This window comes from Pseudoxanthomonas sacheonensis (assembly GCF_031455975.1).
Classification (GTDB): Bacteria; Pseudomonadota; Gammaproteobacteria; order Xanthomonadales; family Xanthomonadaceae; genus Pseudoxanthomonas_A; species Pseudoxanthomonas_A sacheonensis_A.
The window spans coordinates 258,851-281,651 of record NZ_JAVDTT010000004.1 but is presented as its reverse complement, the minus strand read 5'-3'; the positions used below and the strand labels follow the sequence as shown (position 1 = coordinate 281,651).

18 protein-coding genes and 1 pseudogene are annotated in these 22,801 nt (G+C 63.9%); 8 read left to right on the top strand and 11 right to left on the bottom strand.

Annotated elements, in window-relative coordinates; all coding sequences use genetic code 11:
• Window positions 1–31: 31 nt before the first annotated feature.
• Window positions 32–610, bottom strand: a complete 579-nt coding sequence (locus J2W94_RS15790) for an adenylate kinase (RefSeq protein ID WP_310095503.1) — start codon at window positions 608–610, stop codon at window positions 32–34.
• Window positions 611–733: 123 nt separating this feature from the next.
• Between J2W94_RS15790 and J2W94_RS15785 the strand changes: the two genes are divergently transcribed.
• The 4 genes from J2W94_RS15785 to J2W94_RS15770 all read left to right on the top strand — a co-directional run bounded on the left by J2W94_RS15785 (window position 734) and on the right by J2W94_RS15770 (window position 4,037).
• Window positions 734–1,990: a 6-phosphofructokinase gene (locus J2W94_RS15785; protein ID WP_310095501.1), complete on the top strand. Its 1,257-nt coding sequence runs from the start codon at window positions 734–736 to the stop codon at window positions 1,988–1,990.
• Between the two features lie 194 nt (window positions 1,991–2,184).
• Window positions 2,185–2,628, top strand: a complete 444-nt coding sequence (locus J2W94_RS15780; protein ID WP_310095498.1) for a VOC family protein — start codon at window positions 2,185–2,187, stop codon at window positions 2,626–2,628.
• Window positions 2,629–2,851: 223 nt separating this feature from the next.
• Entirely contained in the window at window positions 2,852–3,520 is a 669-nt protein-coding gene (locus tag J2W94_RS15775) for a hypothetical protein (protein WP_310095495.1), read from the top strand.
• Between the two features lie 4 nt (window positions 3,521–3,524).
• Window positions 3,525–4,037: a DUF2846 domain-containing protein gene (locus tag J2W94_RS15770; RefSeq protein ID WP_310095493.1), complete on the top strand. Its 513-nt coding sequence runs from the start codon at window positions 3,525–3,527 to the stop codon at window positions 4,035–4,037.
• A gap of 56 nt (window positions 4,038–4,093) precedes the next feature.
• On the opposite strand, the gene J2W94_RS15765 is transcribed toward J2W94_RS15770, so the two are convergent.
• Window positions 4,094–4,606, bottom strand: a complete 513-nt coding sequence (locus J2W94_RS15765; RefSeq protein WP_310095490.1) for a hypothetical protein — start codon at window positions 4,604–4,606, stop codon at window positions 4,094–4,096.
• 263 nt (window positions 4,607–4,869) lie between these two features.
• Between J2W94_RS15765 and J2W94_RS15760 the strand changes: the two are divergent.
• From J2W94_RS15760 to ppa, 3 genes and pseudogenes are all read left to right on the top strand, one after another.
• A pseudogene (locus J2W94_RS15760) lies at window positions 4,870–6,954 on the top strand (sodium-translocating pyrophosphatase); the annotation flags it as partial.
• Window positions 6,928–7,338: an OmpA family protein gene (locus J2W94_RS15755; protein WP_310095642.1), complete on the top strand. Its 411-nt coding sequence runs from the start codon at window positions 6,928–6,930 to the stop codon at window positions 7,336–7,338. The pseudogene J2W94_RS15760 and the gene J2W94_RS15755, both read left to right, overlap by 27 nt.
• A 130-nt stretch (window positions 7,339–7,468) precedes the next feature.
• Complete coding sequence (gene ppa, locus J2W94_RS15750) at window positions 7,469–8,017, top strand: inorganic diphosphatase (RefSeq protein ID WP_310095488.1); 549 nt, start codon at window positions 7,469–7,471, stop codon at window positions 8,015–8,017.
• A gap of 10 nt (window positions 8,018–8,027) precedes the next feature.
• Here the strand turns inward: ppa and J2W94_RS15745 are convergent, their stop codons facing one another.
• The 5 genes from J2W94_RS15745 to J2W94_RS15725 all read right to left on the bottom strand — a co-directional run bounded on the left by J2W94_RS15745 (window position 8,028) and on the right by J2W94_RS15725 (window position 16,297).
• Window positions 8,028–8,930 (bottom strand): sulfotransferase family protein, encoded by a 903-nt coding sequence (locus J2W94_RS15745; protein WP_310095486.1) that lies wholly within the window; start codon window positions 8,928–8,930, stop codon window positions 8,028–8,030.
• A complete protein-coding gene (locus J2W94_RS15740; protein ID WP_310095483.1) occupies window positions 8,927–9,958 on the bottom strand; it encodes an aspartyl/asparaginyl beta-hydroxylase domain-containing protein in 1,032 nt (343 codons plus the stop codon). The genes J2W94_RS15745 and J2W94_RS15740 overlap by 4 nt, the downstream gene beginning before the upstream one ends.
• 178 nt (window positions 9,959–10,136) lie before the next feature.
• Window positions 10,137–12,911, bottom strand: coding sequence for a TonB-dependent receptor (locus J2W94_RS15735; protein ID WP_310095480.1), 2,775 nt, complete (start codon window positions 12,909–12,911; stop codon window positions 10,137–10,139).
• A gap of 46 nt (window positions 12,912–12,957) precedes the next feature.
• Window positions 12,958–13,887, bottom strand: a complete 930-nt coding sequence (locus tag J2W94_RS15730) for a helix-turn-helix domain-containing protein (RefSeq protein WP_310095479.1) — start codon at window positions 13,885–13,887, stop codon at window positions 12,958–12,960.
• A 145-nt stretch (window positions 13,888–14,032) separates the two neighbouring features.
• On the bottom strand, window positions 14,033–16,297 hold the full coding sequence (locus tag J2W94_RS15725; RefSeq protein ID WP_310095476.1) for a winged helix-turn-helix domain-containing protein: 2,265 nt from the start codon (window positions 16,295–16,297) through the stop codon (window positions 14,033–14,035).
• A 417-nt stretch (window positions 16,298–16,714) separates the two neighbouring features.
• Here J2W94_RS15725 and J2W94_RS15720 point away from each other — a divergent pair, with 417 nt between their 5' ends.
• Window positions 16,715–18,277, top strand: a complete 1,563-nt coding sequence (locus J2W94_RS15720) for a tetratricopeptide repeat-containing sulfotransferase family protein (RefSeq protein ID WP_310095474.1) — start codon at window positions 16,715–16,717, stop codon at window positions 18,275–18,277.
• A gap of 33 nt (window positions 18,278–18,310) precedes the next feature.
• On the opposite strand, the gene J2W94_RS15715 is transcribed toward J2W94_RS15720, so the two are convergent.
• From J2W94_RS15715 to J2W94_RS15700, 4 genes are all read right to left on the bottom strand, one after another.
• Window positions 18,311–21,112, bottom strand: a complete 2,802-nt coding sequence (locus J2W94_RS15715) for a TonB-dependent receptor plug domain-containing protein (protein WP_310095472.1) — start codon at window positions 21,110–21,112, stop codon at window positions 18,311–18,313.
• Window positions 21,113–21,285: 173 nt separating this feature from the next.
• Window positions 21,286–21,984 carry an ion channel gene (locus J2W94_RS15710; protein WP_310095470.1) on the bottom strand — a complete coding sequence of 233 codons (699 nt, stop codon included), beginning with the start codon at window positions 21,982–21,984 and terminating at the stop codon, window positions 21,286–21,288.
• Between the two features lie 27 nt (window positions 21,985–22,011).
• The gene (locus J2W94_RS15705; RefSeq protein WP_310095467.1) at window positions 22,012–22,176 is read right to left on the bottom strand and encodes a hypothetical protein; all 165 of its coding nucleotides are present in this window, start codon (window positions 22,174–22,176) and stop codon (window positions 22,012–22,014) included.
• Window positions 22,173–22,769 (bottom strand): DUF4136 domain-containing protein, encoded by a 597-nt coding sequence (locus J2W94_RS15700; RefSeq protein ID WP_310095464.1) that lies wholly within the window; start codon window positions 22,767–22,769, stop codon window positions 22,173–22,175. Before J2W94_RS15700 ends, J2W94_RS15705 begins: the two co-directional genes overlap by 4 nt.
• Window positions 22,770–22,801: the final 32 nt, after the last annotated feature.

The window sequence follows — 22,801 nt, the reverse complement described above, 5'->3', positions numbered from 1 at the left end:
TCCCGCATACGGGAGAAGGGTTACGCGATGATCAGCCGACTTCTTTGGCCGGCGACAACGCCTCGATCAGGCGGCTGAACACGTCGTCCAGCGAGCCCACGCCGTTCACCACGGTCAGCTGACCGTGCTGGCGGTAGTAATCGATCACCGGCGCGGTCTGGTTGTCGTAAACCTTGAGGCGCGTACGCACCGATTCCGGAGTGTCGTCGGCGCGTCCCTCGGCCGCGGCGCGGCCGGCGATGCGTTCCACCAGCAGTTCGGTAGGCACTTCCAGCTGCACGGCGTAGTCCATGGGCTTGCCCATCTTCTGCAACAGCATGCCCAGCGCATCTGCCTGGGCCTGGTTGCGCGGATAGCCGTCCAGGATGAAGCCGTTGGCGGTGTCGGCACGGCTGAAGCGCGATTCCAGCATGCCCAGCAGGATGTCGTCGCTGACCAGATCGCCCCGGGCCATGACTTCTTTGGCCTGAAGGCCCAGTGCGCTACCGGCGGCTACTTCGGCCCGCAGCAGGTCGCCGGTGGAGATATGGGGGACCTGCAGATATTCCTTGAGGCGCGCCGCTTGCGTGCCCTTGCCCGACCCGGGCGGGCCCAGTAGAACCAATCGCATTGCTGACTCCAAACCAAAAATGACCGGATGGCGGGCGGCGGCGCTAGACTTTGCCTGCGCCAGCGCGGCACCGCGCTATGGGCCAAGCTTACCGCATCCCACCAATCCGGAACGAACCCGACCATGGTTGCAGGCACCCTCCTTTACGCTCAGTCCGGCGGCGTCACCGCCGTCATCAACGCCTCCGCTTCGGCCGTCATCAGCGAAGCCCGCGCCCGCAAGGTCAAGGTTCTGGCCGCCCGCAACGGCATCCTGGGCGCCCTGCGCGAGGACCTGATCGACACCAGCAAGGAGTCCGCCGCCGCGATCCGCGCCCTGGCCCATACCCCGGGCGGAGCGTTCGGTTCCTGCCGCTACAAGCTCAAATCGCTGGAAGCCGACAGCGCCAAGTACGAACGACTGCTGGAAGTATTCAAGGCCCACGACGTGCGCTACTTCCTCTACAACGGCGGCAACGACTCGGCCGACACCGCCCTGAAGGTTTCGCAGCTGGCCAAGGCCTACGACTATCCGCTGACCTGCATCGGCGTGCCCAAGACCATCGACAACGACTTGGCGGTCACCGACACCTGCCCCGGCTTCGGCTCGGCGGCCAAATACACCGCCGTATCGATACGCGAGGCGGCGCTGGACGTGGCCGCGATGGCCGAGACCTCGACCAAGGTGTTCGTCTACGAAGCCATGGGCCGGCATGCGGGCTGGCTGGCTGCAGCCGCGGGCTTGGCGGGAAAAAATCCGGACGATGCGCCGCAGATCATCCTGTTCCCGGAGCGGGCCTATGACGAGGCCGCGTTCCTGGCCCAGGTCAAGAAAGTGGTCGCCAAGGTCGGCTGGTGCGTGGTGGTGGCCAGCGAAGGCATCCAGTATGCCGACGGCCGCTTCGTGGCCGACGCGGGTGGCGGCAAGGATTCCTTCGGCCACACGCAGCTCGGCGGGGTGGCTTCGTATCTCGCCGGCCGGGTGAAGAACGAACTGGGCATGAAGGTGCACTGGACCCTGCCCGATTACCTGCAGCGCTCCGCGCGCCACATCGCCAGCAAGAGCGACTGGGATCAGGCCCAGGCCGCGGGCAAGGCGGCGGTGCAGTTCGCCTTGAAAGGCCAGAACGCGGTGATGCCGGTGATCGTGCGCACTTCGGATTCGCCGTACAAGTGGAAGATCGAAGCGGCGCCGCTGACCAAGGTGGCCAACCACGAGAAGAAGATGCCAAACAACTTCCTGCGCAAGGACGGTTACGGCATCACCTCCACCGCGCGCGCTTACCTGGAGCCGCTGATCCGCGGCGAAGCCTACCCGCCGTACGGGCGCGATGGCCTGCCGGCGTACGTGTCGTTGAAGAATGTGGCGGTGAAGAAGAAGCTGCCGAAGTGGGAAGGCTGATCGCAGAAATCCAGTAGGGTCCCGGTCTCACACCGTTGTCATCCCGAGCGCAGCGAGGGATCTGCTTGCCGGCGGCAGAAGCAGATCCCTCGCTGCACTCGGGATGACAGACCTTAGAAAAACCAGCCTGCATTTTTTTACAAGACGGCGCGCATTGCGCCGTCGATCATGGCCGCTCCCATCAGGAGCGAATCATGGCCGTGCACGAACTGTTTCCCTATCTCTGCGTAAGCGATACCGCCAAGGCGATCGATTTCTATCGTGAGGTCTTCGGCGCCACCGAACTGTTTCGCCTGGATGAGCCCGGCGGCCGCATCGGCCATGCCGAACTGGATTTCGGCGGCACCACGCTGATGCTCTGCGACGAGTATCCGGAGCACGGCATCGTCCGTCCCGATTCGGCGGCGGGCACCAGCGTCAGCTTGCATATACACGTCGACAACGCCGATGAAGTCATAGAACGCGGATTGGCCGCCGGATCCACCCTGCTGCGTCCCGCCACCGACGCGTTCTACGGAGAGCGCTCGGGCGTGATCCGCGATCCGTTCGGGCACCGCTGGAATATCGGGCACAGCATCGAGGAAGTCACGCCGGAGGAAATGCAGCGACGCTACGACAAGATCGGCGATCCGTGCTAACCGGCAGCCTTGTCGGCGCAATGGGCTCGGCATAGCCCGCGACCGTCGTCAATCAACTCACAAACCGCGCCCCTCGTCACACGCCTATTGGAACCATGTCTAGATTCGGTTAGCCTCGCATCCAGGGGAAATGGCAGGGATGCGTTCTATGTTCAAGTCGGGGGGCTTGCTGCTCGTGTTGGCCGCGTCGCCATGCTGCGTTGCGCAGGACATTGCGCCGTCCATGCCCGACAACACCACCGTCGCGACGCTGCGGCCGGAATCTTCGACCGCGATTCCCTGCTGCCGCATCGCCGATGGCACCGCCGTAGTGCTGGAGATCCTCGATCCGTTGGCTTCCGGCTTGGTCAAGCGGGGCGACAAGTTCCGCATCCGCCTCGCCGAACCAGTATCGGTGGAAGGAAAAATCGTCCTGCCCTCGGGCATCGAAGGGCAGGGAGAAATCGTCCATGCCGCAAAATCGCGTGGCGGCGGCAAAGCCGGCGAGTTGCTTATCGCGGCACGATACCTGCAGCGGGACGAAGCTATCCAGATTCGCTTGCGCGGAATGAAACTGGGCGGACACGGCCAGGACAAGTCGGCACTGGCGGTCGGCCTGAGCGTCGCGGTGGGCGTCTTCGCGTTCTTCGTACAGGGCGACGAGATCTTCATCCCAGCGGGCACGTTGGCGCAAGCCAAGATCGCTCAAGACATGGATCTCATACCCGCTGCCGTAGAGCCGCCTACGCCGCCTGCGGCAATCGCCGAGCAGGCGATTCCCGCGCCGCCACCGGCTATCGAGGACATGCCCCCAGCCCCGCAGCCCTCCATAACCACCACGCAACGAGGCGTCTCCGCGAATACAGCGGCGGCGGCGCCGACACACGGATCCAACCAAACCGATGAGGAGTAACACTATGCGTCCAATGTTGCATCGTTCCCTGTTGTGCCTGGCACTGGCCTGCCCGGCTTTCGCGCAGGCGCAGACGGCTGCCGAGCCCGCTCCCGCGGATTCCACCGCCCCCGCAGACACGGCGACACCCGCGCAGGAAGCCAGCGAAGCGGTCGCCGCAACTCAGGGCAAGATCGCGCCGCCACCGGCAGGCAAGGGACAGATCGTTTTCTTCCGCGAGAAGAAGTTCGCTGGCTCCGCAATCCGCTACAAAGTGCGCGAAGGCGAAGCGGAACTGGGCAAGTTGAGCAGCGGCACGTACTTCGTGCATGCCACGGATCCTGGCGCGCACGAATACACCGTGCATTCCGAAGCCAAGGACATCCTGAACATGGAAGTGGAAGCAGGCGAGACCTACTACGTGATCGGTGGCGTCACCATGGGCCTGTTCGCCGGCCACCCCAATCTGTCGCCTTCGGACCAGGCCGTATTCGACGGCATGGCTGAAAAACTCAAACCCGCCAAAGCGCTGGAATAAAAACAACCCTGGCGTCTGGTAGAAAAAAGGCCGCATTCGCGGCCTTTTTTTCTTGCTCAGTTGCAGCCCTTCCCTTCCACCTTCATCTCCGCCGCATACATCGTTATTGGCGGCAATTTCCCAGCAGCGGCGGTTTCCTTGGATTCCTGCAGGTACACCCGCGCGCTGCCCTGCCCGTCCAGCTTGGGCGTGTTGTCGGCAGGCAGCCGCCAGACGCGCACCACGGCCTGCTGCGAGGAGCAGGCGGCGTTGGGTACGCGGATCACATCGTTCAATTTCCAACCGCCCGCCGACGAAGGCCTGGCCTTGGCGAAGTCGACGAAGCGCGCGCGCGGCTGGCATTGCGGGCTGGTGCGCACGACCGCGTATTTGTACGGCTGCGCCGCATCGGCGGTGAACATGCCTTCCAAACGCGCGCAGGCCTCGGGAATGGTGCGCAGCGTATGCGCCGCGCCCACCGCCTGCGCGGTGCCGAGCGGACGCTGGATCTCGGGTGCCGGATCGGCCGCGAAGACGGACGAAGAGGCCACGACAAAGCCAGCGGCCAGCAGGGTCGGAATCAATCGCATGCGGGTTCTCCACGCTCTACAAAGAGCGCAGGCTGCCATGTGGCGGCTGAACCTGGCCCGGGCGTCTGGCGGCTGCGGGGCCATCCGGTCATACTCGGGGGGCTCCAGGGATTGCTGAACACACCGCGACACGGGCTGCCAGAACACTGAATCGTTTCGGCAGTCGCCAAGTCCGCTGCCTAGTTCGAGTGACTTGCCCCGTTGTTGCGTTGACGTTCCTCAAGCGGTTCGCTGGATTGCATCCACCAACCTTGGGAGGGGTCATGCTGGAACAACATGGTTTTCTGGAAGCTTGGGGTTTGACGTTGGCGCTGGTCTGCGCCGCGATTGCGATTCTCTACGGCATCATTTCCGCACGCTGGATCCTGAAACAACCTGCTGGCAACGCACGCATGCAGGAGATCGCCGCGGCGATCCAGGAAGGCGCCAGCGCTTATCTCAACCGGCAGTACACCACTATCGCCATCGCCGGCGTGGTGCTGTTCGTGCTGATCGGATTCTTCCTTAGCTGGCCTGCGGCGATCGGTTTCCTGATCGGTGCGGTGCTGTCGGGCGCCGCCGGCTATATCGGCATGAACGTCTCGGTGCGCGCCAACGTGCGTACCGCCGAAGCGGCGCGCAAAGGCATCGGCGCGGCCATGGACGTCGCCTTCCGCGGCGGCGCGATCACCGGCATGCTGGTGGTGGGCCTGGGCCTGCTGGGCGTGGCCGGCTATTACGTAGTGCTGGGACGCATGGGCATCACCGGTGAACCCGCGCTGCACGCGCTGGTCGGCCTGGCCTTCGGTTCGTCGCTGATCTCGATCTTCGCCCGTCTGGGCGGCGGCATCTTCACCAAGGGCGCCGACGTGGGCGCCGACCTGGTGGGCAAGGTGGAAGCCGGCATTCCCGAGGACGATCCCCGCAATCCGGCGGTGATCGCCGACAACGTGGGCGACAACGTGGGCGATTGCGCCGGCATGGCCGCCGACCTGTTCGAAACCTATGCGGTCACCATCATCGCCACCATGTTGCTGGGCGGCCTGATGGTCGATCAGGTGGGCCGCAACGCGGTGCTGTATCCGCTGGTGCTGGGCGGAGCTTCGATCGTCGCGTCCATCATCGGCGCGTTCTTCGTCAAGGTGAAACAAACTGATGGAAAGCTGGGCGGCTCGATCATGGGCGCGCTGTACAAGGGCGTGATCGTATCGGCGGTGTTGTCGGCGATCGCGTTCTACCCCATCACCACGCAACTGATGGCCGACAACAGCTATGGCGCGATGAGCCTGTACGGCTGCGCGCTGATCGGGCTGGTGTTGACCGGCCTGATCGTGTGGATCACCGAGTACTACACCGGCACCCAGTTCAAGCCGGTGCAGCACATCGCTGCGGCCTCGACCACCGGCCACGGCACCAACATCATCGCGGGCCTCGGCATTTCCATGAAGTCGACCGCGCTGCCGGTGCTGGTGGTGTGCGTGGCGATCTGGGGCGCGCACGCGCTGGGCGGGCTGTACGGCATCGCCATCGCCGCCACCGCGATGCTGTCGATGGCCGGCATGATCGTCGCGCTGGACGCCTACGGCCCGATCACCGACAACGCCGGCGGCATCGCCGAAATGGCCGAACTGCCGCCGGAGATCCGCAACATCACCGATCCGCTGGACGCGGTGGGCAATACCACCAAGGCGGTGACCAAGGGCTACGCGATCGGTTCGGCGGCGCTGGCCGCACTGGTGCTGTTCGCCGACTACACCCATAACCTGGACACGATCGGCGCCGCCAAGGCCGCCGCCGCAGGGATGCCCTATACCGCCACGACCTTCGATCTTTCCAATCACATGGTGATCATCGGTTTGTTGATCGGTGGATTGATCCCGTTCCTGTTCGGCGCGATGGCGATGGAAGCGGTGGGCCGCGCGGCCGGTTCGGTGGTGGAAGAAGTGCGCCGCCAATTCCGCGAGATTCCGGGAATCATGGAAGGCACCGGCAAGCCCGACTACAGCAAGGCGGTGGACATGCTGACCAAGTCGGCGATCAAGGAAATGGTGGTGCCGTCCTTGCTGCCGGTCGCCGTACCGGTGGTGGTGGGCTTGCTGCTGGGCCCGCAAGCTTTGGGCGGATTGCTGATCGGCACCATCGTCACCGGCCTGTTCGTGGCCATCTCCATGACCACCGGCGGCGGCGCCTGGGACAATGCCAAGAAGTACATCGAGGACGGTCATCACGGCGGCAAGGGTTCCGAGGCGCACAAGGCCGCGGTCACCGGCGACACCGTGGGCGATCCGTACAAGGACACCGCCGGCCCGGCCATCAACCCGCTGATCAAGATCATCAACATCGTGGCCTTGCTGCTGGTGCCGGTGTTGCCCGTCAATGGCTGGCTGGGCGGTTTGGACACGAACGGAGCGCACGCCGCGTCGATCAGCGCCGTCGCCGACGACGCGCATCTGGCCAAACTGTATTTCGACGTCGGCGCCACCAGCCCCTCGAACACCGAAGCCACCCTTGGGCGCGTAATCGCCACGTTGCAGGCCGATCCGGGCACCAAGGCCAGGATCTCGGGCTACCACGACGCCACCGGCGGCGCGGCTACCAATGAGGAAATCGCCAAGGCCCGGGCCCTGACCGTACAGGAACTGCTGCTGGCCAATGGCATCGCGCAGGACCGCATCGTGCTGGATAAGCCGGTGCTGACTACCGGCGACGGCAATCCGGACGAGGCGCGAAGGGTCGAAATTCGGGTCGAATAAGCCTTTACTCCAGGCTTCGAAATCGAAAAAGGCGGCTCAGGCCGCCTTTTTCGTTGCCCCAAGCCCTGCTGCGGCGCAACACGCAAGCGGTTAGAATGCCCGCCCCCGTATTCGCAAGTTGGAGCAAGGCATGGGCCTGGACCACGTTTCCACCGGCAAGAACCCACCCGACGAAATCAACGTCGTCATCGAAATCCCCAAGGATTCCGAGCCGGTGAAGTACGAAGTGGACAAGGAAAGCGGCGCGATCTTCGTCGACCGCATCCTCTCCACGCCCATGCGCTACCCCTGCAACTACGGCTATGTGCCCCATACCCTGTGCGGCGACGGCGATCCGGCCGACGTGCTGGTGGTGCTGCCGCTGTCGCTGATCCCCGGGTCGGTGATCCGCTGCCGTCCGGTCGGCGTGCTGCGCATGACCGACGAAGCCGGCAGCGACGAGAAGATCCTGGCCGTGCCCGCCACCAAGGTGTTCAACGGTTACGCCCACATCGAAGACATCGGCCAGGTCTCGCCGCATTGGCTGGAGCGCATCGGCCACTTCTTCGAGCACTACAAGGATTTGGAGAAGGGCAAGTGGGTCAAGCTTGACGGCTGGGGCGGCGCGGAAGAAGCCAAGCAAATCCTGCGCGAGTCGATGACCCGCTATGAAGCGAGCGCGGAAAAGCCCAAGTTCTGAAGAACCCCATTCACACGGTTCGGCGCTGGAGCAGGCCCTGGGCGAGCGCGCGTCGCGCGCGCTCCATGGTCGGCGCTAGCTGCGGCAGCATCGGCTCGATGACCGCCGCGTGCTTCCGCCATTTATCCGGTGCGGGCTGGGTGAGGGTATAGCGCGACAACGGCAACGTATCGCCGAACTGCTCGTCCGCCGCGATGTCCAACGCCGCGCAAAGCGCCCCTAGTTCCCGCTTCGGCTGGTCCAGAAGCGCCGCGTAATCCATCGCGCACCATTGTTCCGGCCGCAACGATTCCAACGCATCGAGCAGGCATTCCGTCGTGGTCTGCCACTGCGCTGCGACCACTTCGTGCAGCGGTTTTTCGGCAAGCTCCCGCCAGCCGGGGACCAGCAGCAGCGACCAGGGAATTTGCCGCCATTCCGGCAATCCGGGATAGGTGCGGAAGCGTCCCGACTGCCAGGCATCGATCATGCTTCCGATCGTTTCGCGCGCGTCGCGATGGAGGAAAACGAAACGTCCTTCGGGAAATACCGCGTTGAGGAATTTCACGCGCAGGGCGTTCTTCGGCGTTTTCTCCAGCATGCGCACCGGCATCGTTCGCGGCGGCCGCCCATCGCGATCCCGCAATGCGACCTGGAAATGGCTGCGCAACTGCTGCACGCACGCGGGCGACGCATCCGTTGCGTCGAGCGCGTTGGAATCGAAACCGCGATCGCGCGGACTCAGTCCGCGGACCTGCTCGATCATCTGGTGGCTCTCGCCGCCGATCGTGTAGACGGCCGGAGCCCGCGTCAGCGTTTCGAACAGCAGGGTGGAACCGGATCGCGGCGGGGAGATTATGAATACAGGCCGATCGAAAACAGGATCTCGCCGGACCACGGCGCCCGCCTGACCGTCCGACGATTGCTGCATCATCCCATGTAACCCGGAAACAATACGCCGGCAGTGCCCTGCGCGGACTGCGGCCTGCGCGCCAGGCTGTTGCCGGGCCCGGCAGCCTGGTCGTTGTCCACTACCGCAGCGCTGGCGATCATCACGGTGAGCGCGTCCCACATCGGCAGGTCGTTGCGCAGGATCGCCACGCTCGCCAACGGCTGGACCTTGATCAGGAAATTCTTCATGAGACGTTGATACTCGGGCTTGGCCTCGCTAGCGTCCGCATACTGCGCCCAGACCGCTCGCCATGCCCGGAACAGCGCATCGATCTGCCGACCGATCGTCGCCACGGCGGGCGATGGCTTCATCTCGCCCACCAGGAAGTCGAGGCGATGCTTCAATTCCCAGGGCGACATGATCGGCGGTACGTTGTACGCCTCGAAACGAATCTCAGGCGTCGCGCCTTCCTGGAAGTCGAACCGCTTCGGCTGCCAGCCGGCGGGCTCCGCCTCGCCGCCCACGGGCCGACCGGCCGCCACCATATTCCAGAACGCTTCTCCGCCCACGGTGTCGCAGACCAGATGGATGCGCGAACGATCGTCTTCGTTGAGCACCCGGTGCAGGCGCCAGGTATCGAATATCCAGCATTCGCCCGCCGCCATGTTCACCGCAGAGTCTCCGCACTCGAAGCGGACCCCCGGCTGGGTGACGATGGGTACATGCACCCGCACGCGGTCGGTCCAGTAATAGCCCTGGTCGACATGCCGGGTGACCTCCGCGCCGCCGGAAAGCCGCATCAGGCGGGTGCGCCCCGCGGTGACGCCGAGCGAGGCCAGCACCTGCTGCATGTAGGCGCATCGCGCGAGCTCGGGAGTGGGCAGCATGGGCCCGTTGAAACTTTCGTTGCCCGCATCGCCATCCACCGCCACCAACGGGAGCATGGAATTGCCGGCGAAATTCTGGGGATGGGGACGCCAGGACACCTCGCCCAACGCCGATATCTCATCGGCCAGCCGCTGCGCATCGAAGCTGATCGGCAGCTGCACGAAGGGCGAAGGGAGTTTCATAGGTCTCACCGCAAGAGTGGGTGGCAGGCAGTCGCCGTGCCGCATTCTGCGGATTTTAGACCATACGTCCGACCCTCGCGAACGGACGGAAAACTCTGGAATCGTAGATTCCGCCCCGGAAAGACGAATCCCCGGCCAGGCCGGGGATTCGCTTCTACGCTTCTTGCCGCGGCTGGCCTCAGTTGAACGAGTACTTCGCGCCTATCGTGTAGTAGCGGCCGATGGCACCGCTGAAATCCAGCGGGTTGTAGTTGATGGCGCCGTAGGTCAAAGGATCCAGGGGTGCGATCCGATCGGTCACGTTGGCGACGGAACCGAAGATTTCCCAAGCGTCGGTGGGCCTCCAGCGAGCCGACAGGTCGATCGTGTAGAACGACTTCAGCTCGCAGCCGTTCGGCGCATCGGTTCCATCGGCGAAGTGGTTGGCGCAGTCTGTATCGGCCTCTTCCGAGACGTTCTTGATGCTGTCGCGCCAGTTCACTACGCTGCTCACGCTGAAGCTGCCGATGTCCCAGGTCGCACCGAAATTGACCCGGTTCTTCGGTGTGCCGATGCAGTTGGTGACGTCGCAGTTGCCGTGGGTACCGGCGAATTCGTGCCGGGTGCCATCCACGTCCTCGCGCTCGAAGGAATTGATGCGGGTCCATTGCAGGTCAAGCGACAGCTTCCCGGCGTTGCCCAGATCGAAGCGCTGGCGCGCGTCGAAATCGAAGCCCTCGACCGTGGTGGAGCTGGCGTTCTCGTAACCGACCAGCACCGCCAGGATCGTGCCGCTGTTGGGCGTACCCGGAATATCGTTGGTGCCGCGGATCACGTTGGCGCCGCCTGCGGCGATCGCCGCGTCCGAGCTGCCGCCGAAAATCTCGTCCGTGCGCTTGATCCGGAAAGCATCGAGCGTGAGCGAGGTGGTGGGCGTAGGATCCAGCACCAGGCCGACGGTATAGCTCTTGGACTTCTCGGGCTTGAGGTCCGGATTGGGCGAAGTGATGAGCGCGATCGGGCCGGCATCGCAATCCTGCGGTTCGTGACCCGGGGCGGCGCAGCGGACAGGATCGTTTGCGGTACTGAAGGCGGCCAGGCCGCCGGTTCCGTTTTCCGCCGGGTTCGGCGCGCGGAAGCCCTCTGCATAGGTACCACGCAACGCGATCCAATCCGCCGGCTTCCACTTGACGCCGAATTTCGGCGTGGTAGAGGTTTCGCCGCCCTTGTAGCTATCCACGCGCACGGCGGCGTTGAGTTCCAGCGACTCGAGCACCGGCGCCACCAATTCGGCGTAGGCGCTGCCGACTTCCTCGGTGCCCGCGTAAGCCGAATAGCCCAAGCCGATGATGTCGCCGACATCGGTGAAGGTCTGCGGCGTCAGCGATACCGATTGCTTGCGCCATTCCAGACCCACGGCCAGGCCCATCGCGCCGCCGGCCATATCCATCAGCGAGCGCGAAGCTTTGGCGTCGAAGATATCCAGCTTGGTTTCGCCCTTGGCCATGATGGTCGGCGAGATGTAGTCGTACAGAGCTTGGCTGTTCAGGCCGGAGTCGTCACCGATACGCCAGTAACCGACCGGGCTGTTCGGATCGCTCAATGCGGTCAGCACATGGCTGTACTGCAAGAACCCTTTGCGGCTATTGGTCAGGCTGGTTTCCGAATGCAACAAGCCGACATCGTAATCCCAGGCGCCTGCGGTTCCCTTGACCCCGACCAGGAAGCGCACCAGATCGCTCTCGTTGTTGACGGTACGTGGGCCAACGTCGAACGCCGTATACCGCAGTCTGACGGCTTCACCGAACGGATTGTCGGGATGGCCGGCGCCGAGCATGGTGGCCCCGGGTCCCGGATCGTTGGCGTTGACCGGTCCGCCGGGATAGCCCCATGCGCCGGAAACGCCCGACGGCGTGTTGTGGAATACGGTTTTCTTCTTCGAATAGCTGAATTCGGTGTACAGCTCGGCGTTGTCGTTGAAAGCGAAGGTGCCGCGCGAGAAGAAATTGAGGTACTCCTCCTGCGGCGATAGATCGCGGAATTTGCCCACGTCCCAGAGGCAGCCGCCTGCCGCATCCTGCGGCGTCACGTCGGAAAGCGCCGCGCAACCCGGAAGCGACTCGAACAGACCGGTGTTGGGGTTTTCGACCGCGCCGCTCGGTCCGCCGCCCGCGCCGGTACCGCCGCCGGTGATTCGTCCGGGCAGGTTGGTACCCACGGCGTATCCCCAGGGACGCGTGTCGCCGGTTCCGATCCACTTGCGGTTGCGGCGGTCGCTAACACCGATGGAATCGGTCTTGGATGCTTCGAGGCTAGCGAAGAAGTTGTAACCATCCTCGGCCAGATCGCCGATACCGGCGGTGATCGATCCCTTGCGCTGATTGCCGTCGCTGTCTCCAGAGGTGCCGTAAGAGCCCTTCACCACCACGCCGGTGAAATCCTTGCGCAGGATGACATTGACCACGCCGGCGATCGCATCCGAACCATAGATGGCCGAAGCGCCGTCCTTGAGCACGTCGATGCGCTCGACGGCTTCCAACGGGATGGTGCTCAGATCGGTGAAGACCTTCTGGCCGTCATCAGCCAGGCCGAAGGGCGCCAGGCGCCGACCGTTCAACAGCACCAGCGTGGAACCTGCGCCCAGGCCGCGGAGCGAGACGCCCGCGCCGCCGCCGGCGAAGCCGTTGCCGAAGCTCTTGGGAATGGAACCGGCGCCATCGGCAGTGATGGTTTGCAGGTATTCGGCGACCGTGTTCTTGCCGGTGCGGTCGATTTCCTGGCGGGTAATCACCTGCACGGGCGACGCGGTTTCAGTGCTGGTACGGGGAATGTTCGAGCCCGTGACCACTATCTTGTCCAGTGTGGTCGCGTCTTCTGCGGGTGCCGCTTCCTGGGCCTGTGCCGCAAATGGCGATGCCAGGATGAGGGCGATGCCCGCCGGCAACGACGCGCGCCGTAGCTTGCTGTAGATCATTCTTGTTCTCCGGGTTTCGTTACGAGTGTGTTAACGCCCGACGAAGTTACGTACCGAACGCGAGGGCTGCTTTGCCCTCGCTGCCGCGTAACTGTGCGGAGTCTGTCGTTACGCTCCGTGCCTTCAGCCGATAGAGCGAGGGCGGCGTGCCATAACGCTCGCGGAAAGCGCGCGAGAAGCTGCAGTTGTTCTCGAACCCGCAGACGGCGCCGATCTCGCTGACCGACAGCGTGGTGTCGCCCAGCAGTCTGGCGGCCTGTCCCAAGCGCAGGCGCGCAGCCATGGCCTGCGGCCCTTCGCCATACAGGGCGTGGAATATCTTGGTGAAGTACCAGGTGGAGACGTTGCTGAGTTCGGCCAACTCGGCCAGCCGCACGTTGCGGTCCACGTTGCCTTCCAGGAACAGCCGCGCGCGCTGCATGCGGTCGAATACCTGGCTCTTGCGCCGCATCGAGCGGCCCGGGCAGTGATCGATCATGCGTCTGAAGTCGTACTGCACGTTGCAGACGTGGCGCAGCAACGGCACCAGCGGGTTCACTTCATCGCTCGCCATCGGTCGACCGCTCTTTCCGAACAGCCCCGTCTGCCGCCAGAGCCGCAGACATTGGCGAATCTCGCCGCGGTCCAGCTGACCGCGGCCGGTATGCAGGTCCAGGTGCGTGAACTGTCGGATCCGCTGGCGCATGGCCTGGGGCATGGCAACGCCCAGCACCAAACTGGACCGGCTGGCGTACACGGTGGGGCGTGAGTCCGATTCCAGCACGACCCATTCACCCGCGCGCAGGTGGAAACGGCCCTCTCGCGCCTCGAGGTCGGCGCTGCCGCGCACTACCAGCCAGAACGACACCAGCGGCGCCTGCACCGCGATGCTGCCGGTGCGACTGACGGCCAACACGCTCACCAGTTCAGCTGAAGTGAAATCGACGCCGGCGTCTAGCAGTTGATTACGGTCTATCCACGCGGTTTGCATCTTCATGGCCGTTTCCTGTTGGGGGATTGGCCATTGGTTTGATGCAGCTGGCTCCGAATCTCAGGAAATCACGCCGAAATTTTTCCGATATCTTTCTAAATCCCCGCAACTCCCTTGCGTTTCAACGGCTTGCGCGAGCGTAGTCGCGCGATCAATCGCCCGCGTGTTTCGCGATCGCTGTGCCGGAAGTCATGGAAGAAATGTCGGCCAGACCGATGTCCGCGTTGTTGGAGACGTCAAGGGTGAGGAAAATATTCTTGCCCGTGCGATCCATGGTGGGCGGCAGCGCCCAGGCCTCGACCTCATGGTCCAGGCAGTACGCCGGCTGCTTCTCCGGCGCGCCCATCTTGATCCAACCGGTGGCGCAGTCTTCGCTCCAATCCATGTAGTACACGCCGTCCGGCCCGATCGCCCAGCGCTTGTATTCCTTGGCCATGCGCGGCCGGTACGCATCCAGCACCTGCAGATCGCCCAGCATCGGGCTTGCGCTCCAGATACCGGGCTTGGTCACGCGGGTGAAGTAGATGCGGTCCTTGGGAGCATCGAAACGCACCAACGCCACGTCCTGCAGGCTCGATATCTCGCGCCAAGGGGTCTTGGACCGGTCGTACAGGACCACGCGCAATCGGCCCTCGCCGCTGTCCGACCCCACCAGCAACAAATTCGGATCCGACGTGTATGCGGCGTAGATCGGGCTGGGCGCCGGCACCGGCAACAGATGGATGCGCCCGCTTTCCGCTTCGACTTCGTGAAGCGTTTGCTGGTCGTCCCGCTTGGCGATCACCAGCATCCGGCTGCCATCCTCGGACCAGACCGGAACATGGCGTGGAATCGGCATGATGCCTTGCACCGGCCGCGCGCTATCGGGCTTGTCCAGTTCGCCCAGCCACAGTTCCAGGCGCGAACTGCGATCGGAAATGAAGGCCAGGGTGCGGCCGTCGGGCGAGATCGCCGGCAGCATGTCGGAGCGGCTGGACGGAAACACGCGTTCCTTGACTACTTTTCCATCGGGAGTCGAAGGCAGCGTCAGGCGGAAGATGCCCGAAGTGGATTGATCGACGGTGAACGCCATCACCGGGGAATTGCGGGCCACGTCCGGAAAGACCGCGAAGCCCTCCATTTTCAGGTGAGTCACTGCTCCGCTGGCCATGTCGTAGCGGAACATGCCGATTTCGTTGCCAATGTAACTGAAGACTAGGCCGCTGCCATCCGGTAGCCAGTCCCAGCCGCGGATGTCGCTCTTCACGTGGGTCAGGCGTTGCGGCGTACCGCCCGTGGCCGGCATCTTCCACAGATCCGACAGCGAGATGGCCCGACGGAACACGATCCATTTCCCATCCGGCGAATAACGCGGGTCGATGTCGATGTCGCCTTCGGAAATCGCATAATCCAGCGCTTTCCATTGCCCGCTGGCGATATCCAGCAAGCGCAAGGGGCTGCTGCGTTCGCCGGGCAATTTGGTTTCCAGGCCCATCAGCAGGCCGCTGCCGTCGGGCGTCCAGTCGTAACTCGAAGCGCTGCCCGCGAAGCAATCGGCGATCTTGCGTTCGTTGCCGCCGCTGGCGGCGATGAGCATGATCTGGCAGCGGCTGCTCGCATCGAAGCGGGCGAAAGCGATGGTGCGTCCGTCCGGAGACCACACCGGCATGGTGTCGCTGTATCCGGCAGGCGTCGAAGTCAGCGGACGCGGCGGCACATGCACCGTGGTCTGCAGCACGATGGTGCTGTGGCCCTTCTCGTCGATCTGCGCATAGGCAACCATGGAGCCGTCGGGCGACAGATTGGCGTCGACTTCGCGCCCTGGCCTGGAGGTGATGGTCACGAAAGGCAGTGCGGGTTCGGTCGCGGCGCGATCGGCGACGGGCGCCGCTTGCGCAGCATCCGACGCACGATGGGTGATCTGCCAAATAACCGCGAAGGCAACGAGAGTCACTGCGATAGCCACGGCCATCCAGAGCGGTTTGCGGCCGCGGGACGGCGGTGGCGGCGCAACGGGTACGGAAAGAGCGGGCTGTTCGTTCTCCTCCATGGCCGCGACCGGTATGTGCGGTGGAGCGCTGTCCAGCCATTCCACCGGCGCCAGCAGGCGATAGCCGCCCTTGGAAATGGTCTCGAGATAACGCGGCGACTCCCGATCGTCGCCGAACGCTTTGCGCAACTGGCCGATGGCCTGGGTCAGCACATCGTCGGTGGGCAGGGTGTCGGGCCAGACCCATTCGAGCAACGCCTCGCGGCTCACCACCTTGCCGTGCTGGCCGGCCAGCGCCAGCAGCACATGCAGGGATTTGATCGTCAGCCGGGTCGGTTCGTGTCCGTTGGCCGCCACCACTTCCCGACGCGGCACGTCGACCACGAATTCGCCGACGCGCAAGCGGTCGGATTCCTGGTAAATCGGCTGGGAGCGGGGATTGAGCATGGGTGTCTTGGATTCCGGATGAATAGTGTGCACAACGATCGGGTCGAAACACGTCCAGGCAATCAGCCGGACAAGCTTCGCAAAGCGGGCGTCGGCACGCCGAATAACACATTGCCTGACGGGCCATTAAATTTGTGGCTACAAGATCCCCTGTATCGAGCCGCAGGCGCCCTCTCTCTCGTCTGCGATGGCTCTCTTCTCTAATTGCGCCGGTCGGCGCAATTTTTTTATACGGTGGCTTCGGCCCATTCATGCGGACATGGCGCTTGCATCGCAGCATCTTGCCACCACCGCCGTACTGCATGTGCCGTTGGTATCGAATACGGCTTGCAAGTGTGGCCCGGTTCAATGTTCCATGGACGAAATGATCCCGCGCAACCGCATGAAAGCGCGCGCTCCGGCACTGGGCGCGCACCTGTGAACGCCTCCGATAACGCCGCATGGGCGGAAGCGCAGCGGCATGTCGCCGCACGGCGTTGGGAGCAAGCCGCCGCGCAACTGCAGGACCTGCTGCGCAAACATGCCGACGCAGCCCCGGCGCGGTTGCTGCTGGCCGGGGTGATGCTGGCCCAAGGCGGTGTCCGCGGTGCGGCCGAACAACTGATAGCCACGCTGTCCTCGTTGCCTGCGGACATGCACTTGATCTGCCGCGTGTCCCAGTCGCTCGCCAAAATCGGCGAGACGGCCGCCACGCTTCAATGCCTGGCGCATCCGGAAATCGCGCGTAGCCGCTCGGGGCCGGCCTTGCTGGCCCTGGCTCACGTACGCCAGGGCCTAGGCCAGCATGAACAGGCGTTGGCGCTGATGGAACGCGCGCGCGAAGCGGGCCTGAATGATGCCGATTTCCTCTATTTCCATGCGCTGCAGCTGCAATTCAACGGGCGCATCGCCGAAGCAGAAGGCGAACTGGAATCCTGTTTGGCCAAAGGCCCCAGTTTCGGTCGCGCTTCACTGACCCTGGCCCGCATCCGCCGCCAGACAGCGGACAGCAACCACCTCGATGCGCTGCACCGGCGTTTGGCGGTGGTGCCGCACGGCAGCGAAGATCACGCCGCCGTCGAATTCGCGTTGCACAAGGAGTTCGACGACATCGGCCGCTACGAACAGGCCTGGGAGGCGCTGCAACGCGGAAATGGAATCATGCACAGGCGCCTGGGCTACGACACGGCCGCCGAGGAAGCGGTGTTCGATGCGTTGATTGAACGCTTTCCGCAGTCGCTGAACACAGCCCCCGATGCGCCGGTCGGCGGCCCGCAACCGATCTTCATCGTAGGCATGCCGCGCTCGGGCACGACCCTGCTCGAACGCATCGTCGGCAACCACTCGCAGGTCATGCCGGCCGGCGAGCTGGCCGATCTGCCGAAACAATTGCGCTGGACCGCCGATCGCCACGGCCACCCGCTGATGGACCTGCCTTTGCTCGAGGCTACGCGAACGCTTGATCCGGCCCTGCTGGGCAGGCGCTATCTGCAGCAGAGCCAGTGGCGCGCCGCGGGTCGCCGTTATTACGTGGACAAGCTGCCGCCCAACTTCATGCTGGTGGGTTTCATACGCCAGGCTCTGCCGCAGGCGAAGATCCTGCACATGATCCGCGAACCGATGGAGATCTGCTTCTCCAATTACCGAGCGCTGTTTGGCGACGCCTACGCCTACAGCTACGGCCTGGACTCGCTGGCCCATCACTACCGCCAGTACCGGCGGCTGATGGCGCACTGGCATGCGGTCGCACCCGGTTTCGTGCTGGATGTCGCTTACGATGCGCTGGTGCAGGACACCGTTTCGACCGCGCGGCGCGTGCTCGATTTCTGCGGACTTGCGTTCGAAGCCGAGTGTCTGGACATCGCAGGCAACCGTGCGCCGGTGGCGACGCTCAGCAGCGCCCAGGTGCGCGCACCGATCCACCAGCGTGCGCTGGGCGAGTGGCGTCGTTACGCCGAACCGCTGCAGCCCCTGTGCCGCGCCCTTGCCGCGACGGATTGAAGGAAGGCCGCATGAGCGGCCTTCCTGTTGACCTCAGTTGTTCGTTCCGAAGTCGATCCGATACTGGACCCAGAACGCCCGCCCATAACCGTTGTAGGCGAAGATGTTGTAGAACGGCGGCGCAAAACCCTGCGAGCCGTCGTAGGTGGGGTCGAACGGCGGTTTGGTGTTCAGCACGTTGTTCACGGTCAGACTGAGCGCGCTCTTTTCGGTCAAGTCGTAGCTCACGCTCATGTTGTAGAGCATGTGCGGACCGACCCTGCCCTGGCTGGTGCCTGGCGTGGTGTCCACGCCGAACTGCGCGGCATAGTTGGGGGTGGAGCCGTAGCGGATCCCATGCACGTTCGCCGACCAGTCGCCCTTCTGCCAGCTGATGTCGCCGGTGAGCACACTCTTGAATTCCGCACTCAGCGCCTGCTGCGGGGATAGCAGATCCGTCTCCGGATCGCCCGGGAAAGTCACCGTGGTGTGGTCCAGCGTCAGGTTGTAGTCCAGTCCGAAACCGAATTCGCCCCAGCGGCCCCAGTCGAAGCGCGCGCTGCCGCCGGCGGTGATGCCGCTGATCTGCTCTTCGGCGATGTTGATCGCCTTGATCGTCACCAGCTGCACCGATTCGCTGAGCAGAGGATTGGCGTTGAGCGGCCCGCGTTGGATGCGCGACAGCGCGTCCACGCAGGTAGGCGAGTTGATATCCAGCCGTCCCTGGCGGCACTCGTTCTCGTCGAACAGCGTGCGCGAGAACGACTGCGGCAGCACTTCGTCTTCGATACGCACGTTGTAATAGTCCGCGCGCAGTTCGTAGCGATCGCTGGGCGACCAGACGAAGCCGAAGCCGTAGGATTTGGCGGTGATCGACTTCAGGTCCGGGTTCGCCACCTGCACCCCTTCCAGCGACAGCCCTTCGAACGGGCAATCGGGGTTCGGCCCATAGGTTTCGCATTTGTAGTAATCGGTCTGCGAGGAGAAGAAGCCGTTGCCGCCGGTAAACACATAGCCCATGTCCGGGGCACGGAACGCGGTGGCGTAGTTGGCGCGCAACAGCAGGCTGTCGATCGGCCGGAACTCCAGGCCCAGCTTGTAGGTTGCCTTGGCGTCGGAACCGGCGCGGATGTTCTTGTAGGAATCGTAGCGACCGGAAACGCTGGCGGTCAGGGACTTCAGCAACGGAATACTGAACTCCACGCCGACCGCACGGTTGGCGCGGTTGCCGCTGCCGCTGGTACCGCTGAGACCGAAGTAGTCGTCGCCGCTGACCCCCGGATCGACCGGATTGTCCCAGTGCTGATATCCCAATTGGAACACGCCGGCCACGCCGACCGAACCGGCGGGCAGCTGGAACAGGTCCGGATTGGTCAGCTGCACGTTGAAGTTGTGCGTCCAGGTGGACGAGGTGTTGCGCAGGTTGCCGGAGAACGCGCGGAACTGTTCCGGCGTGATCGATTGGTAGAACGCCGGCTTGTTCGGTTCGTACACCGGATAGCCGTAGTAGGTTCCCAGTTGCGGACCCAGGAACTGTTCCTGGAAGAAGGCGTCCATTTCGTCCACCAGCGGCCACAGCTGGTCGGACTTCACCTCATAACCGGAACGGCTGTAGTAGACGTCGTAGTCCCAGTTCGAGTCGGCGATGGTGCCGTTGACCCCGAGCGCGATGTTGTAGGAAGTCGAATCGGTGGTGAAGTTGGTGATGCCCTGCTCTTCCGGCGAGAAGATGTGCTGGTAGGTCTCCAGGGTCTGCTCGGTCTGGTTCCAGATATAGCCGTCGGTGCCGTCGTTGTAGTTGGGGATCCAGAAGCGTGAGCCGGAATCGTTCTTCGCCTCGTTCTTTCCGTACAGCACGCTGGCGTAGAAATTGGCGTTGTCGCCCATCCTGTAATTGGAATTGAAGTACGCCGATATTCCCTTTTCTTCGTTCAGCAGGGTGGCGTAGCCGGGCTGGGCGCGGCTGCCGCAGAAGAAGCCGCGGCCGGGACGGAAATCGCGCTGGGTGGTGCCGTCGAAATTGGCGGCCACATTGTCGCAACCGGCGCCTGGATCGTCGTACTGGCCGGTGAAACCGTTGAGAATGATGAAAGTGCGACTGCCGTAACGCAGGCCGGGGTTGGGATTGTCGTCGGTGGTATCGGTGAAATCCCGCTGTCGCATGTAGATGGGATCCTGATGGCTGTACTGCAGGCCATAGGTGATGTCCAGGTTGTCCCAGGCCTTGCCGCCGGTCAGCTGCAGGCGCTCGTTGTCGCCGCCGCCGTCCGAGTAGCCACCGACGCGCGCGTCCAGCTGCATGCCGTCCAGTCGTTTCTTCAGGATGATGTTGACCACGCCGGCGATCGCCGCCGAACCGTAGATCGAGGACTGGTTGCCTGGCAGGATCTCGATCCGCTCGACCATCGCGGTCGGAATGCTGGTCAGGTCGGTGAAGTTGCTCTGGCCGTTGTAGAGCAGCGGATAGTCGGCCAGCGGCCGACCGTCCATCAGGATCAGGGTGAAGCTGGGCGACAGGCCGAGCAGGCTGATCGTGGTGGCATTGGAAGTGAAGCTGCCGGCGTACTGGTTGTCCTGCACCGCGCCGGTCGCCAGCGGCTGCGCGCGCAGCACATCGGAAACGTTGCGGAAACCCTGGCGCTGAATGTCCTCGGCGGTGATCGTGATCACCGGCGAGGCGGTCTCCAACTGCGCGCGCGGGATGCGCGAACCGGTGACCAGCACGCGATCGAGTTCGGTGGCGTCGTCGTCGGCCTTGGCCTCCGTACTGGCGACCTCCTGCGCGCGTACGGCGGTGGCGGCCAGCGACCACGCCAATGCGGCGCAGATGGCGGTGGCCAGGAGTTTGCGGTCCATGTTGTTTCCCCTTACCTGATCGATCGAATCGCACGGTGTGCGTGTTCGTACGATGGCACGCAGGCAGGGAGCCGCAGTTGATCCGCGTTGTTGTTGTGGTTGACGCGGATTGTCGCGATTGCCGGAGATTTAACGCATACGGTGCGATCCGCCCCGGCGGCGGTTTCGCGCGATTAGTGCGGACCGTCGTCCCGCCTTGCCGTCCGCAAGGTGGTCAGGCCTATCAACCGCGACACCACCAGTGCGATGTACATCACGCCGGCGAAGGATTCGAACATCACCAGCGCGCGCGCCTCGGGCCGCACCGGGACGATATCGCTGAGGCCGACGCTGGACAGCACGCTGAAGCTCAGGAACAGCAGTTCCATCCAGGTTCGCGGATCCTGCGGATTGATCGCGGCGATGAAGCTGCCCGGATACCACTGTTGGCATACCGAATAAGCGAAAGCGAACGCCCAGGCCAGCAGGGTGAAGGTGGCGCCCGCCGCATACAGCTCGTCGCGGGTGACCCGGTGGTCCTGCAGCATGTAGGCGGTGAGGCTTGCGGCCGTGTAGAAGTACAGCGCGCCTTCCAGCAAATGCGCATAGACCAGCAGTCCCGGCATCTGCGCCCATACCGAAAGCAGCGACAACACCACTGCCGGAACCGCGATGCACCAGGCGATCCAGTTGATGGACGCGCTGCGGTTGACCACCCACAGCGCCAGCGCCAGCACCAGGATACCGAAAGCGCCGAACAAGGCGCGACCGGCCTGGGTGTCCTCCATTGCCGGGTACAACAACACGCCGCCGAGCTGCACCAACAGCAGGAAGGCGGACGGATGTCTGCGCGCGGTGACCAGCCAGCGTAGCCAGGCCGACGGCAGGGTCATGCGCGGCGCTTCATTTGAAGTGGCGCCTCATTTGAAGTGATATACCAGCGCGTAGTACACCACGTAGACCCACGACAGCAGACCGTGAATCACCGCCCACAACAGCGACTTGTTCGCGCTCCATGAAATGGTGATCGCCAGCGCCGTGCCGAAGCCGATCCCGGCCTTGGCGACCGTGCTGCCTCCGCTCATGGCCGCACCGCCGCAGCGGCGCTGCCTGCGCGATACGGGTAGCGGGCGAAGATTTCGGCCACGGTCGAATCGATCCGTGCGGCGCGCTGTTCGGGCTTGAGCTTGGCGATCCTGCCGACGGCGATGCCCTCCCAGACCAGCCGGTTCTTGCGGCGATCGACCAGGTCGACATTGAGCGTGCCTTCAGTGTACTGGCGCACATGGGTCTCGTCGTGCCAGAACGGCACCGCGAAATAACTGCGCGCGCGATAGCTGTAGTAGTAGTTGTAGTCGACGGTCGGGAACGAAGTGACGTCAGTGCGTTTCTGCATGTACGCGTTGAGGTTCACCCACAGATCGGGCTGTTCCGGCGTGTAGACATAACCGCGCGATTCGAGCTGGGCCCGAGCCGCCGCTTTGATCCGGTCGGTGGTAGGCGTGGCGTAGCCTTCCTTTTCCAGCGCCAGCGGCGCGTAGAAACCGAAGGTCCGGTAGCCGCCGAAGTCGGCTTCGGGGTCGGCCTCGCTGGTGATCTGCGGCCCGGTGGCGCACCCGGCCAGCAGCAATACGCAGATCCCCAACACCCAACCGCTGAAACGTCTCGAAAACTGCATGACCGGTCTCCTGGATTTCATGATGGACAAGA

Excerpts from the sequence above, each read along its gene's own strand:
- J2W94_RS15790 (WP_310095503.1), bottom strand. The coding sequence starts at position 610 with ATGCGATTGGTTCTACTGGGCCCGCCCGGGTCGGGCAAGGGCACGCAA.
- J2W94_RS15785 (WP_310095501.1), top strand. The coding sequence starts at position 734 with ATGGTTGCAGGCACCCTCCTTTACGCTCAGTCCGGCGGCGTCACCGCC.
- J2W94_RS15780 (WP_310095498.1), top strand. The coding sequence starts at position 2,185 with ATGGCCGTGCACGAACTGTTTCCCTATCTCTGCGTAAGCGATACCGCC.
- J2W94_RS15775 (WP_310095495.1), top strand. The coding sequence starts at position 2,852 with ATGCCCGACAACACCACCGTCGCGACGCTGCGGCCGGAATCTTCGACC.
- J2W94_RS15770 (WP_310095493.1), top strand. The coding sequence starts at position 3,525 with ATGCGTCCAATGTTGCATCGTTCCCTGTTGTGCCTGGCACTGGCCTGC.
- J2W94_RS15765 (WP_310095490.1), bottom strand. The coding sequence starts at position 4,606 with ATGCGATTGATTCCGACCCTGCTGGCCGCTGGCTTTGTCGTGGCCTCT.
- ppa (WP_310095488.1), top strand. The coding sequence starts at position 7,469 with ATGGGCCTGGACCACGTTTCCACCGGCAAGAACCCACCCGACGAAATC.
- J2W94_RS15745 (WP_310095486.1), bottom strand. The coding sequence starts at position 8,930 with ATGATGCAGCAATCGTCGGACGGTCAGGCGGGCGCCGTGGTCCGGCGA.
- J2W94_RS15740 (WP_310095483.1), bottom strand. The coding sequence starts at position 9,958 with ATGAAACTCCCTTCGCCCTTCGTGCAGCTGCCGATCAGCTTCGATGCG.
- J2W94_RS15735 (WP_310095480.1), bottom strand. The coding sequence starts at position 12,911 with ATGATCTACAGCAAGCTACGGCGCGCGTCGTTGCCGGCGGGCATCGCC.
- J2W94_RS15730 (WP_310095479.1), bottom strand. The coding sequence starts at position 13,887 with ATGAAGATGCAAACCGCGTGGATAGACCGTAATCAACTGCTAGACGCC.
- J2W94_RS15725 (WP_310095476.1), bottom strand. The coding sequence starts at position 16,297 with ATGCTCAATCCCCGCTCCCAGCCGATTTACCAGGAATCCGACCGCTTG.
- J2W94_RS15715 (WP_310095472.1), bottom strand. The coding sequence starts at position 21,112 with ATGGACCGCAAACTCCTGGCCACCGCCATCTGCGCCGCATTGGCGTGG.
- J2W94_RS15710 (WP_310095470.1), bottom strand. The coding sequence starts at position 21,984 with ATGACCCTGCCGTCGGCCTGGCTACGCTGGCTGGTCACCGCGCGCAGA.
- J2W94_RS15705 (WP_310095467.1), bottom strand. The coding sequence starts at position 22,176 with ATGAGCGGAGGCAGCACGGTCGCCAAGGCCGGGATCGGCTTCGGCACG.
- J2W94_RS15700 (WP_310095464.1), bottom strand. The coding sequence starts at position 22,769 with ATGCAGTTTTCGAGACGTTTCAGCGGTTGGGTGTTGGGGATCTGCGTA.